The organism is Pseudoroseicyclus tamaricis, assembly GCF_012070395.1.
Taxonomy (GTDB): Bacteria; Pseudomonadota; Alphaproteobacteria; order Rhodobacterales; family Rhodobacteraceae; genus Pseudoroseicyclus_A; species Pseudoroseicyclus_A tamaricis.
The window spans coordinates 10,001-24,816 of the sequence record NZ_JAAFYS010000001.1 but is presented as its reverse complement, the minus strand read 5'-3'; the positions used below and the strand labels follow the sequence as shown (position 1 = coordinate 24,816).

Annotated in this window: 10 protein-coding genes, 2 rRNA genes and 1 pseudogene; 11 read left to right on the top strand and 2 right to left on the bottom strand. The window is 64.8% G+C overall.

Annotated elements, in window-relative coordinates:
• The first annotated feature begins 50 nt into the window (after positions 1-50).
• The 11 genes and pseudogenes from GY170_RS00105 to GY170_RS00055 form a co-directional block, all read left to right on the top strand.
• Positions 51-830 (top strand): SDR family NAD(P)-dependent oxidoreductase, encoded by a 780-nt coding sequence (locus GY170_RS00105; protein WP_163888807.1) that lies wholly within the window; start codon positions 51-53, stop codon positions 828-830.
• A complete protein-coding gene (locus tag GY170_RS00100) occupies positions 827-2,053 on the top strand; it encodes an enolase C-terminal domain-like protein (RefSeq protein WP_163888805.1) in 1,227 nt (408 codons plus the stop codon). Before GY170_RS00105 ends, GY170_RS00100 begins: the two co-directional genes overlap by 4 nt.
• The gene (locus GY170_RS00095) at positions 2,053-3,144 is read left to right on the top strand and encodes an ABC transporter ATP-binding protein (RefSeq protein WP_163888803.1); all 1,092 of its coding nucleotides are present in this window, start codon (positions 2,053-2,055) and stop codon (positions 3,142-3,144) included. Before GY170_RS00100 ends, GY170_RS00095 begins: the two co-directional genes overlap by 1 nt.
• A gap of 35 nt (positions 3,145-3,179) precedes the next feature.
• Positions 3,180-4,415, top strand: a complete 1,236-nt coding sequence (locus GY170_RS00090) for an ABC transporter substrate-binding protein (protein WP_163888801.1) — start codon at positions 3,180-3,182, stop codon at positions 4,413-4,415.
• A gap of 64 nt (positions 4,416-4,479) precedes the next feature.
• Positions 4,480-5,424, top strand: coding sequence for a carbohydrate ABC transporter permease (locus tag GY170_RS00085; protein WP_163888799.1), 945 nt, complete (start codon positions 4,480-4,482; stop codon positions 5,422-5,424).
• 11 nt (positions 5,425-5,435) lie between these two features.
• On the top strand, positions 5,436-6,317 hold the full coding sequence (locus tag GY170_RS00080; RefSeq protein ID WP_163888797.1) for a carbohydrate ABC transporter permease: 882 nt from the start codon (positions 5,436-5,438) through the stop codon (positions 6,315-6,317).
• Between the two features lie 19 nt (positions 6,318-6,336).
• The gene (locus tag GY170_RS00075) at positions 6,337-7,062 is read left to right on the top strand and encodes a GntR family transcriptional regulator (protein ID WP_163888795.1); all 726 of its coding nucleotides are present in this window, start codon (positions 6,337-6,339) and stop codon (positions 7,060-7,062) included.
• Positions 7,059-8,096 (top strand): hypothetical protein, encoded by a 1,038-nt coding sequence (locus tag GY170_RS00070; RefSeq protein ID WP_163888794.1) that lies wholly within the window; start codon positions 7,059-7,061, stop codon positions 8,094-8,096. The genes GY170_RS00075 and GY170_RS00070 overlap by 4 nt, the downstream gene beginning before the upstream one ends.
• A 152-nt stretch (positions 8,097-8,248) precedes the next feature.
• Positions 8,249-9,895, top strand: coding sequence for an alpha-glucosidase (locus GY170_RS00065; RefSeq protein WP_163888791.1), 1,647 nt, complete (start codon positions 8,249-8,251; stop codon positions 9,893-9,895).
• A 212-nt stretch (positions 9,896-10,107) separates the two neighbouring features.
• Positions 10,108-10,317: a LacI family DNA-binding transcriptional regulator gene (locus tag GY170_RS00060; protein ID WP_167803276.1), complete on the top strand. Its 210-nt coding sequence runs from the start codon at positions 10,108-10,110 to the stop codon at positions 10,315-10,317.
• Positions 10,318-10,335: 18 nt separating this feature from the next.
• A pseudogene (locus GY170_RS00055) lies at positions 10,336-11,136 on the top strand (LacI family DNA-binding transcriptional regulator); the annotation flags it as partial.
• Positions 11,137-11,761: 625 nt separating this feature from the next.
• Here the strand turns inward: GY170_RS00055 and rrf are convergent.
• Together rrf and GY170_RS00045 are read right to left on the bottom strand one after the other, a co-directional pair.
• Positions 11,762-11,876 (bottom strand): 5S ribosomal RNA (rrf, locus tag GY170_RS00050).
• A 101-nt stretch (positions 11,877-11,977) separates the two neighbouring features.
• A 23S ribosomal RNA gene (locus GY170_RS00045) occupies positions 11,978-14,805 on the bottom strand.
• Positions 14,806-14,816: the final 11 nt, after the last annotated feature.

Sequence of the window (14,816 nt, the reverse complement as noted above, 5' to 3'; positions counted from 1 at the left end):
ACCAAACTAGTATGGTAGCATTATCAAAGCCGCAACACCTTTCGGAGCGGATGAGCGCATTGACGAAGAAAGCCTACATCGTGACCGGCGCAGCCAAGGGGATCGGCCGGGCCGTCGCCGGCAGACTGGCCGCGGACGGCGCCGATCTCGTCCTGATGGACATGGACGAGGCCGCGCTCGACCACGCCTGCGCAGAGCTGAAGGCGGAAGGGGTGGCCGGTTCGGTCGCCGATGCCGCGGCCTGCGAGCGGGCGGTCGAGGTTGCCGGGCGCGCCTATGGCCGGCTCGACGGGCTGTCGCACAATGCCGGCATCCAGCGCTACGGCGATGTCGTCTCCACCACGCCCGAGGCCTGGCAGGAGGTGATCGACACCAACCTCACCGGCGCCTTTCTCATCGCCCGCGCCGCGATGCCCGAGATCCGCCGCGCCCGCGGGGCGGTCGTAATGACCGCCTCCGTGCAGAGCCTTGCCGCGCAGCAGGGCGCGCTCGCCTACGTCGCCGCCAAGCACGGGCTGGCCGGGTTGATCGCGGCCATGGCCGTCGACGAGGCACCGCGGGGCGTGCGCGTGAACGGCGTCGCGCCCGGCTCGGTCGATACACCGATGCTGCGCGATGCCATCGCGCTTGACCCCAACCCCGAGGCGCTTGGCCGGGCGATCGACGCGATGCATCCGCTCGGGCGCCGCGCGACGGCGGCGGAGGTCGCCTCGGTCGTGGCGTTCCTGCTGTCGGACGAGGCCTCCTTCGTGACGGGCGAGATGGTGCGGGTGGACGGGGGGCTCCTCTCGCGCATCGGCGGGGCACCCGAGGCGGGGGACAGGGCATGAAGATCGTCGACATCAAGGCCACGACCATCGCCATTCCGCTCGAGGCGCCGCTGCGCCATGCCCACGGCGCTCACTGGCACCGCTTCGTGCGGACCATCGTGGAAGTCGTCACCGATGACGGCCTCTCCGGCTGGGGCGAGCTGGGTGGCGGCGGCGAGGCGGCGGAAGCCGCGATCACCGGCCTGCTGCCCTATCTCAAGGGGCATGACACCCTGCAGCTGGAACAGCTGCGCTGGAAGATCATGAATCCCGTCGCCTCGCTCTACAACAACCGGATGCAGCTGCATGCGGCCATCGAGATGGCCTGCATGGATGTCGTGGGCAAGGCGCGGAACATGCGCGCCTGCGACCTGATCGGCGGTGCCCTGCGCGAGGAGGTGCCCTTCGCGGCCTATCTCTTCTACCGCTACCCGGGCGAGGAGCGGGGCGGGGAGACCCAGGCCGACGAGATCATCGCCGAGGCCCGGCGCCTTAAGACGCTTTACGGCTTCACCAGCCACAAGCTGAAGGGCGGCGTCTTCTCGCCCGACCATGACATCGAGGTCTATACCGCGCTCGCGGACGCCCTGCCGGGAGACCGCTTCCGGCTCGATCCCAACTCCGCCTGGAGCGTGGAGGAGGCGATCCGCGTGGCGGAGGCCGTGAAGGGGGTGCGCAACGATTATCTCGAGGATTTCTGCTTCGGGCTGGAGGGGATGCGACGGCTGCGCCAGCGCGTCTCCACGCCGACCGCGACCAACGTCGTCGTCGTCAATTTCGAGCAGCTCGCCGCGAACATCCGGCAGGAGGCGGTGGACGTGGTGCTGCTGGACACGACCTTCTTCGGCGGCCTGCGCCAGGCCTATCGCGCCGGGCAGATCCTCGAGGCGTTCCAGTTCGGCGCCGGGGTTCACTCCTCGGGAGAGGCGGGGATACAGCTCGCCTCGATGCTTCACCTCGGGGCGGCGCTGCCGAACATGAGCTTCGCGGCCGATGCCCATTACCACCACCTGCAGGACGATATCCTCGTCGGAGGCAAGATGGCGATGGAGGGAGGCCGCATGAAGGTGCCGCAGGGCCCCGGTCTCGGCATCGAGGTCGACCGGGAGAAGGTGGCGCAATACGCCGAGCATTACCGCGAGGTGGGCGGCTATGCCTATGACCGCGATCCCGGTCGCCCCGAGTGGTATGCGACCTGGCCGGAGACGCGATTTGCCGACCCACGTGCCGGGGGAATGAACTGATGGCCTCCGTCGATCTGAAGGATTTCGTCAAGCTCTATGGCGACCATGTCGCCATCAAGGGCATCGATCTGCATGTCGAGGACGGGGAGTTCTGCGTCTTCGTCGGCCCCTCGGGCTGCGGCAAGTCGACACTTCTGCGCATGATCGCCGGGCTCGAGACGATCTCGCACGGTGATCTGACCATCGGCGGGCGTGTGGTGAACGACGTGCCCTCGCGGGATCGCGGCATCGCGATGGTGTTCCAGAGCTATGCGCTCTACCCGCACATGACGGTGCGCGACAACCTCGGCTTCGGCATGAAGATCGCCGGACAGGACAAGGCCGAGATCGACCGCCGCCGCGAGGGCGCCGCCGAGATGCTCGGCCTCGGCCCCTACATGGAGCGGCGCCCGTCCGAGCTGTCCGGCGGCCAGCGCCAGCGCGTCGCCATCGGCCGCGCCATGGTGCGCGAGCCGGAGGTCTTCCTCTTCGACGAGCCGCTCTCCAACCTCGACGCCAAGCTGCGCAACCAGACGCGGCTGGAGATCAAGCGCCTGCAGCAGCAACTGGGCGCGACGGTGATCTTCGTCACCCATGACCAGATCGAGGCGATGACCCTCGCCGACAAGATCGTGGTGCTGCAGGACGGGCGCGTCGCACAGACGGGTGCGCCGCTCGATGTCTTCGAGCGTCCGCGAAACCTCTTCGTCGCCGGCTTCATCGGCGCGCCGGCGATGAACGTCCTGCCCGCCGAGATGGGCGAGGGCCCCGTCGTCCGCGCGCTGGGGCTGGAGATCCCGGTGGAGCCGGGCCGCTTCGACCTGCCGCCCGCCGGTGCGCCCGTGACGCTCGGCATCCGCTCGGAGGACATCGTGCCGGAGGGGCACGGCCAGCGCCCGCAGACCGGCGCGGACCTGTCGGGCCAAGTGAAATTCTCAGAGGTGCTCGGCAACGAGAGCCTCGTCTTCTTCGATGTCGGCGGCGTGGAGCTCGTCTCCCGGATGCAGCGCCCCCGACCTGTCCGGGAGGGGGAGGAGCTTTCCTTCCGGATCGACGGCACGCGCATCCACCTCTTCGACAGTGAGACGGAAACGACCCTGCGCAGGGACTGACCCGGCGCGCAGCAGAATTGACCAGGGAGAGAGACATGAAAATCAAGACATTGATGGCCTCGGCCGCGATCACCGCATCGGCATGGACCGCCGCGGCCGCGCAGGATGCCACCTTCTACTACGACAAGAACGGCTGGGACGAAGGCTTCGCCGCCCTCATCGAAGGCGCGTCCGAAGCTTCCGGGCTCGACATCGCCGGCCAGCAGCTGACGCCGACCGACCGCTACCAGGCCTATGTGATGTCCTCCATCGCCGGGGGCGCGGCCCCCGCGATCTTCACGTGGTGGAACGGCAAGCAGCTCGACAGCCTCGTCGAGACGGGCGAGATCGCCGACCTCACCGAGCTGTGGGACGAGGCCATCGCCAACGGCTGGTTCTCCGAAGCCGAGCGCGAGCTCTTCTCGGTGGATGGCACGCCCTATGCCATCCCGCTGAACGTGGCGCGCTGGCCGGTGCTCTACAACAAGGACGCCTTCGCCGCCGCCGGCATCGACGCCCCGCCGGCCACCTGGGACGAGCTGCTGGCCGATGCCGACGCGCTGAAGGAGGCGGGCTACATCCCCTTCAACGCGCCCGCTGTGGGCGGCTGGATGGGCTTCATCTGGTTCTCGGAACTGATGGTGCGCACCGATCCCGACGCCTTCGTTGGCCTGACGGACGGCACCGTGCCCTACAACGGCCCCGAGGTGCAGCGCGCGATGGAGATCTGGACCGATTTCTACGAGCGCGGCTATTTCACCGACGCGCGCGAGCAGGACGAGACCCGCTTCATGGTGAACGAAGAGGCGGCGATGTATCTCATCGGCGAGTGGACCGCCGGTATCCTCGCCAACCGCGGCATGGAGCCGGGCGAGAAGATCGGCGCCTTCCTGATGCCGCCGGTGGATGCCGAGACGGAGAACACCGTCATCGTCGAGGCGGCGCCCATCGTCTTCTCCGCCGACGCGATGGAAGAGATGCCGGCCCTGATGGACGCGGCCCGCTACCTGATGTCGCCCGAGGCCGGCAACGCGCTCGGCCAGGCGAACGGCATCTACAGCGGCAACCTGATGACGGATGCGCCGAACGCCATCGTCTCAGACGTGAACGCCATCATCGCCGAGGACGCGCCACGCTCCGTCGTGCGCTGGTGGGAGGCGGTGCCTCCCGAGCTGCAGGGCGACCTCGTCTCGCAGATGAACGCCTTCATGCTCGACCCGACGGCGGAAAATGCGCAGCGTGTGATGGATGACATGCAGTCGCTGAACGAAAGCTACTGGGCCTTCCAGTAAGTCAGCCAACCGGCCGCGCCCCTTCAGGCGGCGCGGCCCCTCTGCCTGAAGCGAGCCCGCCCTGATGCAAGCCCCCCAGACCCCTCCGATCAGCGCGGCGATCCGCGCAGAGGCCCACCGAAGGGAGGTCGCGGCGCGCCGCCGGTCGGGGCGGGTGGCGCTTGTCTTCATCGCGCCGGCGCTCGCGCTTGTCGCCCTCTTCCTGCTGCTGCCGGTGCTCTTCAACCTCGGCCTCAGCTTCACGCGGTGGCAGCGCTTCTCCGGCCTCGACGAGTTCGGCGGGCTGATGAACTACCAGCGCCTCTTCATGGTGCCCTACCTGTCGGAGGTCGTGATCAACACGGCGATGTGGGTCATCGGCGCGATCACCCTGCCGCTCGCCTTCGGGCTCGGCCTCGCGCTCCTTCTGCGCGGCGTGCCGGGGGAAGGGCTGTTCAAGGCGCTGTTCTTCCTGCCTCGCGTCCTCGCCCCCGCGGCGGTCGGCACGATCTGGTTCTACGTCTACGCTCCTGACGGCGTGATCAACACGCTAGCAGGCGCCGCGGTGGGGCAGGAGATCGATTATGGCTGGCTCTTCGAGAGCCACACGATCACGCCCGCCATCATCATGACCTTCGTCTGGCAGACGCTGGGGATCAACATGGTGCTCTTGCTGCTTGGCATGGCCGCGATCCCGCGCGACCCGATCGAGGCGGCGCATGTCGACGGCGCCTCCTCCTGGCAGATATTCCGCCACATCATCTGGCCGCTGCTGCTGCCGACGGTCTTCGTCGTGACGATCCTGAACGTGATCGCCGGCTTCACCGCCTTCGACCTCATCTGGGTCATGGGCAACGGCTATCCGGCGCAGCGCAGCCTCAGCCTCGCCGTCTTCATGTATTACGAGACCTTCTCGAACAGCCGCTGGGCCTTCGGCGCCGCCATCGCGGTGATGCTGAGCGCGCTCGTCATCCTCGTCAGCTGGGCGCTGACGGTCATGCAAAGCCGCGTCGAAGCGCGGATCAGGTAAGGGAGCGGGACATGGCCGTAGACATCAGCGATCCCGCTTTCCTTGAGGGGCTGAAGCGCAAGGAGCGGGCCCGGCAGCGGCCGAGCTGGCTGCGCCTCGCCATCGCGAGCCTCCTGCTCGTCGCCTACCTGGTGCCGTTCTACTACCTCTTCGTCACGATCTTCAAAACGACCGACGAATACCTGCGCAGCAGCGTGCTCGACCTGCCGAATTCGCTCGCGCCCTTCTGGGACAACGTGGTGCAGGCCTGGACGCTGGGGGGCATGGGCCGCGCCTCGATCAATTCGATGAGCTACGCTGTGCTGGGCGCCGGGCTGGCCACGGCCCTTGCCGCGGCGGCGGCCTACGGGCTCACCCGGCTGAAGCTGCGCAGCGCCAACGCCTGGTTCATGCTGATCTTCGCGGGCACGCTCTTTCCCTTCCAGATGTTCCTCGTCCCCCTGTTCTTCGGCTTCCAGCGGACGGGGCTGATCAACAGCTGGGGCGGGATGGTGCTCGTCTATACCGCGATCTGCATCCCGTTTCCGCTTCTCGTCCTGCGGGGCTCCTTCGGGGCCATCGCCCGCGAGATCGACGAGGCCGCGCGGATCGAGGGGGCGAGCGAGTGGCGCGTCTTCGCCTCGATGATCGTGCCGAACGCCAAGGGCGCGCTCATCGCGCTCTTCCTCATCCAGTTCACCTTCATCTGGAACGACCTGCTCTTCTCCTCGATCCTCGCCGGCTCGCCGGAGGTACGCTCGATCATGGTGGCGCTGCAGGCGCTGCAGGGAACCTATTCCTCGACGGGGCCGAACGTCGTCGTTACCGCCTCGCTCCTCAGCAGCGTGCCGACGGTGCTTCTGTTCATCTTCCTGCGCCGCTACTTTATGTCCGGCCTCCAGCTCGGCACGTGACAGCATGAAAGGACAGGCTGTGAAAGAACAGGGCCTCCGCCAGCCGACGAGCCTGCAGCGCACCGGCGCGGGCTCGATCACCAGCCAGGTCCACAACCTCCTGATGGAGCGCATCCTGTCGATGGAGCTCAAGCCCTTCGACGAGGTGTCCGAGGCCCGCCTCGCGAGCGAACTCGGCGTGTCGCGCACCCCGGTGCGCGAGGCGCTGGCCCGGCTGTCACGGCTGAACCTCGTCGATGTCTATCCGCAGCGCGGCACGTTCATCGCCCCGATCAGCATCCAGCGGGTCGCCAAGGCACGTTTCATCCGCGAGTCCCTTGAACGACCGCTCTCGCGGCTCGCGGCCGAAAAGATCACGCCCGACATGGTACAATCGCTGGCGCGCGAGATCGCCCTGCAGAAGACCTTCGCCTCGCTGGACGATCACGCGAGCTTCCTCAAATCCGACGATACCTTTCACGTCCTCATCGCGCGCGCCGCCGGCATGCATGACATCTGGGACGATCTCGGAGAGATCCGCATCCACATGGATCGCATCCGCCGGCTCTCCCTCCTCGGCAAGGCGCGGATGAACGCCATCACCGCCGAGCACGAGGGCATCTTCGAGGCCATCCGCGACGGATCGCCCGGCCGGGCCGAGGATTGCACGCGCCAGCACCTGCTCTCCGTCTTCACCGATCTCGACGCGATCCGGGCGGAGCATCCCGAGTATTTCCACGACAGCCTGGCTTCGGCGAGAGCATGACGGGCGAGGGCCGGACAGGCGAGCTCCGCGCGCTCGCCTGGTCGCACGGGGTGCTGAGCGTTCAGTCCTTCGGCGCCATGCTCGGCCCCACCAGCTTCGTGCTGCCGGGCGGACGGCAGGTCTCGCCCTTCTGGATCGCGCCCTGGGCAGGCGAGGAGCTGCCGGCGGAGGTGGACGCCATGACGGCGGCCCTCCGCGGCGAATGGCCCTGCGTGCCCTTCGGCTATCCCTTCCCGGCGGAGGATTTCCCCGACCGCTGGGATCGCGCGGTGGAGGAGGGAGCGCGACGCGGGCCGGTGCACGGTTACGGCTCCAATGCGCATTGGCGCTTCGATCCCCCGCGCGACGACCGGATCGCCCTGCAGATCGACTACCCGGCGGACGATCCCGTCCGCACGCTCCGGCGCACCGTGACGCCCGTGCCGGGCGAGGCGGCCATCGACTTTACGCTTGTCATCGAGGCGCGCCGCGCCTGCCGCCTGCCGGTCGCCCTGCACGGATGCTTCGCGCTGCCCCGGGCCACGGGGATGGCTCGGCTTCAGGTGCCCCGCTTCCAGACCGGCCGGACCCATCCGGGCAAAGTCGAGCCCGGCGCCGCCCTCTATGCGCAAGACAGCGCCTTCACCGATCTGGCCTCCGTGCCCACGCGGGATGGCGGCAGCGTCGATGCCACGCGCCTGCCGTTCGATCATGGCGTCGAGGAATTGCTTCAGCTCGACCACCCGGACGGGCCGCTGCATCTCGTCAACGAGGCGGAGGGCTATCGCGTCACCTTCGACTGGGATCGGGCCATGCTGCCGAGCGTCGTCCTGTGGTATTCCAACCGGGGGCGGACCCATGCGCCTTGGACCGGGCGCAACCTCGTCCTCGGCATCGAGCCTGCCTGCACCGCCTTCGGGCTGTCGCCGGAAACCTCCTGCGGCGACAATCCGATCAACCGCGCCGGCACGCCGACGGCTCTGGAGCTGCCCGCCGGCGACAGCGTGACGATCCGCTACCGCATCGGCGTGAGTGACGCGGACGGGTCGCGCTAGAGCACCATCCTGCACCAGCCCAGGTGCGGCCTGCCTGCTCTGGGGTGGTGCAAGCGTCGCGTGTGGCCATCGTGCCAAACAGACTACGTCTGGGCGGAGGTCACGCGAATAGCGGGGCCCGGCAGACATCGTTCGAGACCATGGAGGCGCAGATGGACCCCTTGCCCTGGTGGAAGACCGCCACCGGATACCAGATCTATCCGCGCAGCTTCTGTGACAGTGACAGTGACGGCGACGGGATCGGGGATATCCCCGGCATCATCTCGAAGCTCGATCACCTCGCCGATCTCGGCATCGGCTTCATCTGGCTCTCGCCGGTCTACGCGTCGCCGATGATCGACAACGGCTACGACATCTCCGACTACCGGGACATCGCCCCCGCCTTCGGCACGCTGGACGACATGGACCGGCTGATCGCCGAGGCGAAGGCGCGTGGGATCGAGATCGTCATGGATCTCGTCGTCAACCATTGCTCGTCCGAGCACCCGTGGTTCAATGCGGCCCTCGCCTCGCCAGAGGCGCCGGAACACGATTATTTCGTCTGGCGCGAGCCGCGCGCTGGAACGACCGCTCCGCCGAACGACCTGCTCTCCGCCTTCGGCGGCCCGGCCTGGACCTATGTGCCGTCGCTCGGGAAATACTACCTGCACCAGTTCGCCAGCGCGCAGCCCGATCTCAACTGGGAGAACCCGGCGCTCAGGGCCGAAATCTACGCCATGATGAACTGGTGGTTCGATCGCGGCATCGGCGGCTTCCGCATGGATGTGATCGACCTGATCGGCAAGGATGTCGGCGCCGGGATCATGGCGGAAGGCCCTAACCTGCACGCCTATCTGCAGGAGATGCATGGCGAGACGCTGGCCGGTCGCGATGTCGTCACCGTCGGCGAATCGTGGAGCGTGACGCCGCAGACCGGCATCCTCTACTGCGGAGAGGATCGGGGCGAGCTCTCCATGGTCTTCCAGTTCGAGCATGTGAAGGCCGGCTGGCACGAGACGTTCGGCAAATGGAAGCCGCTGCCCTTCGACCTGCCGACCTTCAAGAAGGCCTTCTTCGACTGGCAGATCGCCCTCGCAGATGACGGCTGGAACTCCCTCTTCCTGACGAACCACGACCTGCCGCGGCAGGTGTCGAAATACGGCGATGACGGGGAACACCGCGTGCGGTCGGCCAAGCTCCTTGCGACGGTGCTGCATTTCATGAAGGGCACGCCGTTCATCTACCAGGGCGAGGAGATCGGCATGACGAACAGCCGGTTCGAGCGGCTGGAGCAGTTCCGCGATGTCGAGCTCTTCGGCCATCACGAGGCGGTCATGGCGCAGGGGCACAGCCTCGAGGAGTTCATCTCCGGCGCCAATGCGAACGGCCGCGACAACGCGCGGACCCCGATGCAATGGACGGCCGGGGAGAATGCCGGCTTCACCTCCGGCACCCCCTGGATCGAGGTCAATCCCAACTACACCGAGATCAACGTCGATGCGGACCGGTCGGACCCCGATGGTCTCATCGCCTTCTACCGCCACCTCGTGCACCTGCGCCAAACGCTTCCGATCCTCACGCAGGGGACCTTCCGGCCCTTCTCCGCCGAGCACGAACAAATCTTCGCCTATGCCCGGGGCTTCGACGGGCAGCGCCTCTCCGTCGTCGCGAATGTCTCCTCCGAGCCAGTCAGCTACGACATCCCCGAAGGTCTCGCCTGCCGGGGCGCCTGCCTCGTGCACAACTTTGAGCCGCGTGCCGAACTCACGGGCCGCATCGAGCTCGCCCCCTGGGAGGCCGTCGCGATCCTGTCCGAGTAGGGCCCTGCCCCGCCTGCGTCCCGTCTCGACCGGCACATGCCGGTCGATCGAAACGAGGACCCGCCGTCACCCCTGCACCGGCGACGGCCCGAGAGCCGTCGTTGATCGTGGTTGACACCTCTCCCTCCCCGGCACTATCCCTGTCCCACGATTAAGCGCTCAATCATAGCAGCCGCCCCGTGACCACCCGGCCCGACAAGCGCCCCCGGGCCATGACGCAGCGCGATGTTGCGCGGGCGGCGGGGGTGTCGACGGCGGTGGTGTCGGCGGTGCTGAGCCCGAAAAAGAACTCCTCCATCCGCGTCGCGCCGGAGACGGCGCAGCGGGTGCATGAGGCGGTGCAGCGCCTCGGCTACGTGCCCAATCTCGTCGCCCGCTCCCTCGCCGGCGGCGAGCGCAAGCTGCTCGGGGTGTTCACCTAAGAGCCGGTCTTCCCCTCCGACCGCGCGAACTTTTTCTACCCCTTCCTCCTCGGCATCGAGCGGGGGGTGAAGCGGGCGGGCTACGATCTGCTGCTCTTCACCTCGAAGGGCGGGGACGGCGAGGGCCGCAAGATCTACCCCTCCGGCGCCAACCGCCTGCGGCTGGCCGATGGCGCGATCCTCTTCGGGCAGGAGCCCGACAAGTCCGAGCTCACGCGCCTCGCGGCGGAGGAGTTCCCCTTCGTCACCATCGGCCGGCGCGAGATCAGCGCCGGCGAGATCAGCTACATCGCCGCCGATTACGCCACGGCGACGCAGGATATGGTCGCTCATTGCGCCGAACAGGGCCACGAACGCATCGCCTATCTCGGCGAGCCGGAAGCGCGCGAGCAGCACCTCGACCGCGAGCGCGGCTACTGGGCGGGGCTGGAGGCGGCGGGCCTCGTCCAGCGCCATGACTGGCTTCTGCGCCTCGCGCCCGGCGAGATCGACGGTGCCCGGCTGGCCCGCCTGCGGGGCCAGGGCGTCACCGCGCTCCTGACCGAGAGCGCCGCCCATGCCGAGGCGGCGGAGGCGGCGCTCGCCGGCCTCGGCCTCGCCGTCCCCCGCGATCTCTCCATCGGCGTGCTCGCCGCCCCGATGGAGGACCGGCCCGAATTCCGCCGCTGGACCCGCATCCGCATCCCCCGCGAGGAGATGGGAGAGGCGGCCGTCGGCGCCCTCCTCGACCTGCGGGCGGAACGCACCGCCAGCCCGGTGCAGCGCGTCCTGCCCTGCACCCTGCAGCCGTCTGAGACGGTTCAACCCCCGCCAAGATGACATCATTTCCATGGGAGGAACACGATGACTGAACACGTCCCGATGATTAAGCGGTTCATCACCGCTGGAGCGCTCGCCGCCCTCGCCACGGCGGCTCATGCGCAAGACATGCGCATGACCGTCTGGACAGGCAGCGAGGCGCATCTCGACATGCTGAACGGCATCTATTCTTCAAGCGTTGGGCATGCGAATAGGCACGGGCCGACACTTAAGCTGCTCGCGTCGAGGGCGGTAGCGAGTGATGCGGCGCTTGATGATGGGCCCGGCGCCGAGGCGGGATCCCGTAGCGCGCATATTATATGTGTTGTCAAACGGTCGGCGGTCATGCCCCGTACGGATCCCAGTGAATCCCCGGCTTCAGTCCGCACCCTCCCGCCGGTTGGAGCTTCGCGTGACGGATCGGGCAGAGCGGACGGCCTGCGCCATGATGGTCGAAATCTTCGGCTGACCGGTCACGGCTGCTTGAGGCGCGTCTGCTGGCGGCAGAATTATTCGAACGCTCTTGGAACTGCCACCCGAACCAACTAGGCCAAGGCCCCAGAACTCGGAAAAGCCCAAGCGGGGAACCGGTGGGGCTGGCGGTGAAGGGAGACATCGTTAAGAGAGAAGACATGTTCCTTACTAGATCTGGCAGTGACCTACTCTCCCACGTCTTAAGACGCAGTACCATCAGCGCAACGGTGCTTAACGGCCGAGTTCGGGATGGGATCGGGTGTTTCACTCGTGCTATGACCACCAGATCAAGGAAGGAACATGTTCATCATGCGCTCGTTTCGGAGCGCATGTCCAAGTCATCACTGTCAGTGTACGGCTTCTGTCTCCAGTCTTGCTGTTTCTGGATCAGATCAAGCCTATCGGACCATTAGTACCGGTCAACTGAGCACGTTACCGCGCTTACATCTCCGGCCTATCGACGTGGTGGTCTTCCACGGTCCTCAAGGGATACCTTGTTTCGAGGGGGGCTTCCCGCTTAGATGCCTTCAGCGGTTATCCTTTCCGATCATAGCTACCCTGCACTGCGGCTGGCGCCACAACAGGTCCACCAGTGGATCGTTCACCCCGGTCCTCTCGTACTAGGGGCAACTCCTCTCAAGTATCCTACACCCACGGCAGATAGGGACCGAACTGTCTCACGACGTTCTAAACCCAGCTCACGTACCTCTTTAAATGGCGAACAGCCATACCCTTGGGACCTGCTCCAGCCCCAGGATGAGATGAGCCGACATCGAGGTGCCAAACACTGCCGTCGATATGGACTCTTGGGCAGTATCAGCCTGTTATCCCCAGCGTACCTTTTATCCGTTGAGCGATGGCCCACCCACTCGGGACCACCGGATCACTATGGCCGTCTTTCGACTCTGCTCGACTTGTCAGTCTCGCAGTCAGGCTGGCTTATGCCATTGCACTCAACGAGCGATTTCCGACCGCTCTGAGCCAACCTTCGCGCGCCTCCGTTACTGTTTGGGAGGCGACCGCCCCAGTCAAACTACCCACCACACAGGGTCCCGGATCCGGATAACGGACCGCGGTTAGACATCAAGCGAAGCAAGGGTGGTATCTCAAGGGAGGCTCCACAGAAACTGGCGTTCCTGCTTCAAAGCCTACCACCTATCCTGCACATGCTTGGCCTGATGCCAGTGTGAAGTTGTAGTAAAGGTGCATGGGGTCTTTCCGTCTAACCGCGGGAAGCCTGCATCTTCACAGGCAATTCAATTTCGCTGAGTCGATGTTGGAGACAGCGGGGAAGTCGTTACGCCATTCGTGCAGGTCGGAACTTACCCGACAAGGAATTTCGCTACCTTAGGACCGTTATAGTTACGGCCGCCGTTTACTGGGGCTTCAATTCGGAGCTTGCACCCCTCCTTTTAACCTTCCAGCACCGGGCAGGCGTCAGACCCTATACGTCGTCTTGCGACTTCGCAGAGCCCTATGTTTTTAGTAAACAGTCGCCACCCCCTGGTTTGTGCCCCCGGCCTCTACTTGCGTAAAAACCGGGCCTCCTTCTCGCGAACTTACGGAGGTATTTTGCCGAGTTCCTTCAACATCGTTCTCTCAAGCGCCTTGGTATTCTCTACCAGTCCACCTGTGTCGGTTTAGGGTACGATCATATGGAGGGCTATTTCCAGGGACTGCTAAACGGCCCGACCAATCCGATAAGGTCGAACAATCTTCGCAATCCGTCACCATCTCCTGGCCCAGGAATATTAACCTGGTTCCCATCGACTACGCCTTTCGGCCTCGCCTTAGGGGTCGGCTTACCCTGCTCAGATTAGCTTTAAGCAGGAACCCTTGGACTTTCGGCGTGAGGGTCTCTCACCCTCATTATCGCTACTCATGTCATCATTCTCACTGGTGATCTCTCCACCGGATGGCTCACGCCCCGGCTTCACAGAAAACGCCTCTCCTCCAATCCGGGCGAGCCCGGTAAGGAGGAATGGCGTTATGTCACACCACGCTCTGCTACCACTGCATACGCAGTCCTAAGCTTCGGCTCATGGCTTGAGCCCCGTTACATCTTCGCCGCAGGACAACTTGTTTAGACCAGTGAGCTGTTACGCTATCTTTAAAGGATGGCTGCTTCTAAGCCAACCTCCTGGTTGTTTTGGTCGTCCCACCTGCTTTCCCACTTAGCCATGAATTAGGGGCCTTAGCTGTAGGTCAGGGTTGTTTCCCTCTCCACGACGGACGTTAGCACCCGCCGTGTGTCTGCCAGATAGTGCTCCTCGGTATTCGGAGTTTGGTTAGGATCAGTAAGTCTGTGGGACCCCATTACCCATCCAGTGCTCTACCCCCGAGGGCATTCGTCTGACGCTCTACCTAAATAGATTTCGCAGAGAACCAGCTATCTCCGAGTTTGATTAGCCTTTCACCCCTAGCCACAACTCATCCCGACCTTTTTCAACAGGTGTGGGTTCGGTCCTCCAGTGAGTGTTACCTCACCTTCAACCTGGTCATGGCTAGATCACTCGGTTTCGGGTCTGATCCCACAAACTCATGCGCCCTATTAAGACTCGCTTTCGCTACGCCTACACCTAACGGCTTAAGCTTGCTTGTGAGACCAAGTCGATGACCCATTATACAAAAGGTACGCCGTCACCTCTCAAGGAGGCTCCGACTGCTTGTAGGCGTTCGGTTTCAGGTACTGTTTCACTCCCCTCGTCGGGGTGCTTTTCACCTTTCCCTCACGGTACTGGTTCGCTATCGGTCAGTAAGGAGTACTTAGCCTTCGAAGGTGGTCCTCCGATCTTCAGACAGGATTTCACGTGTCCCGCCCTACTTAATGCGTCCTATCATGCTTCCTATACGGGGCTGTCACCCGCTATGGCCCGACTTTCCAGACGGTTCTAGTCACACTCAAGGCTCGGCTGGTCCCCGTTCGCTCGCCGCTACTAGGGGAGTATCTGTTGATTTCCTTTCCTCCGGGTACTTAGATGTTTCAGTTCCCCGGGTTTGCTCTTTTAACCCTATGTATTCAGGTTAGAAGTACCTGGTTCAGCCGCCTATTGATTGCCGAAGCAAACAATAGATGACTGTCAGGTGGGTTGCCCCATTCGGAAATTCCTGGATCAAAGCTTATTCTCAACTCCCCAGGACTTATCGCAGAGTATCACGTCCTTCATCGCCTCTTACTGCCAAGGCATCCACCAAACGCCCTTTTCGCGCTTGATCTGATCCAGAAA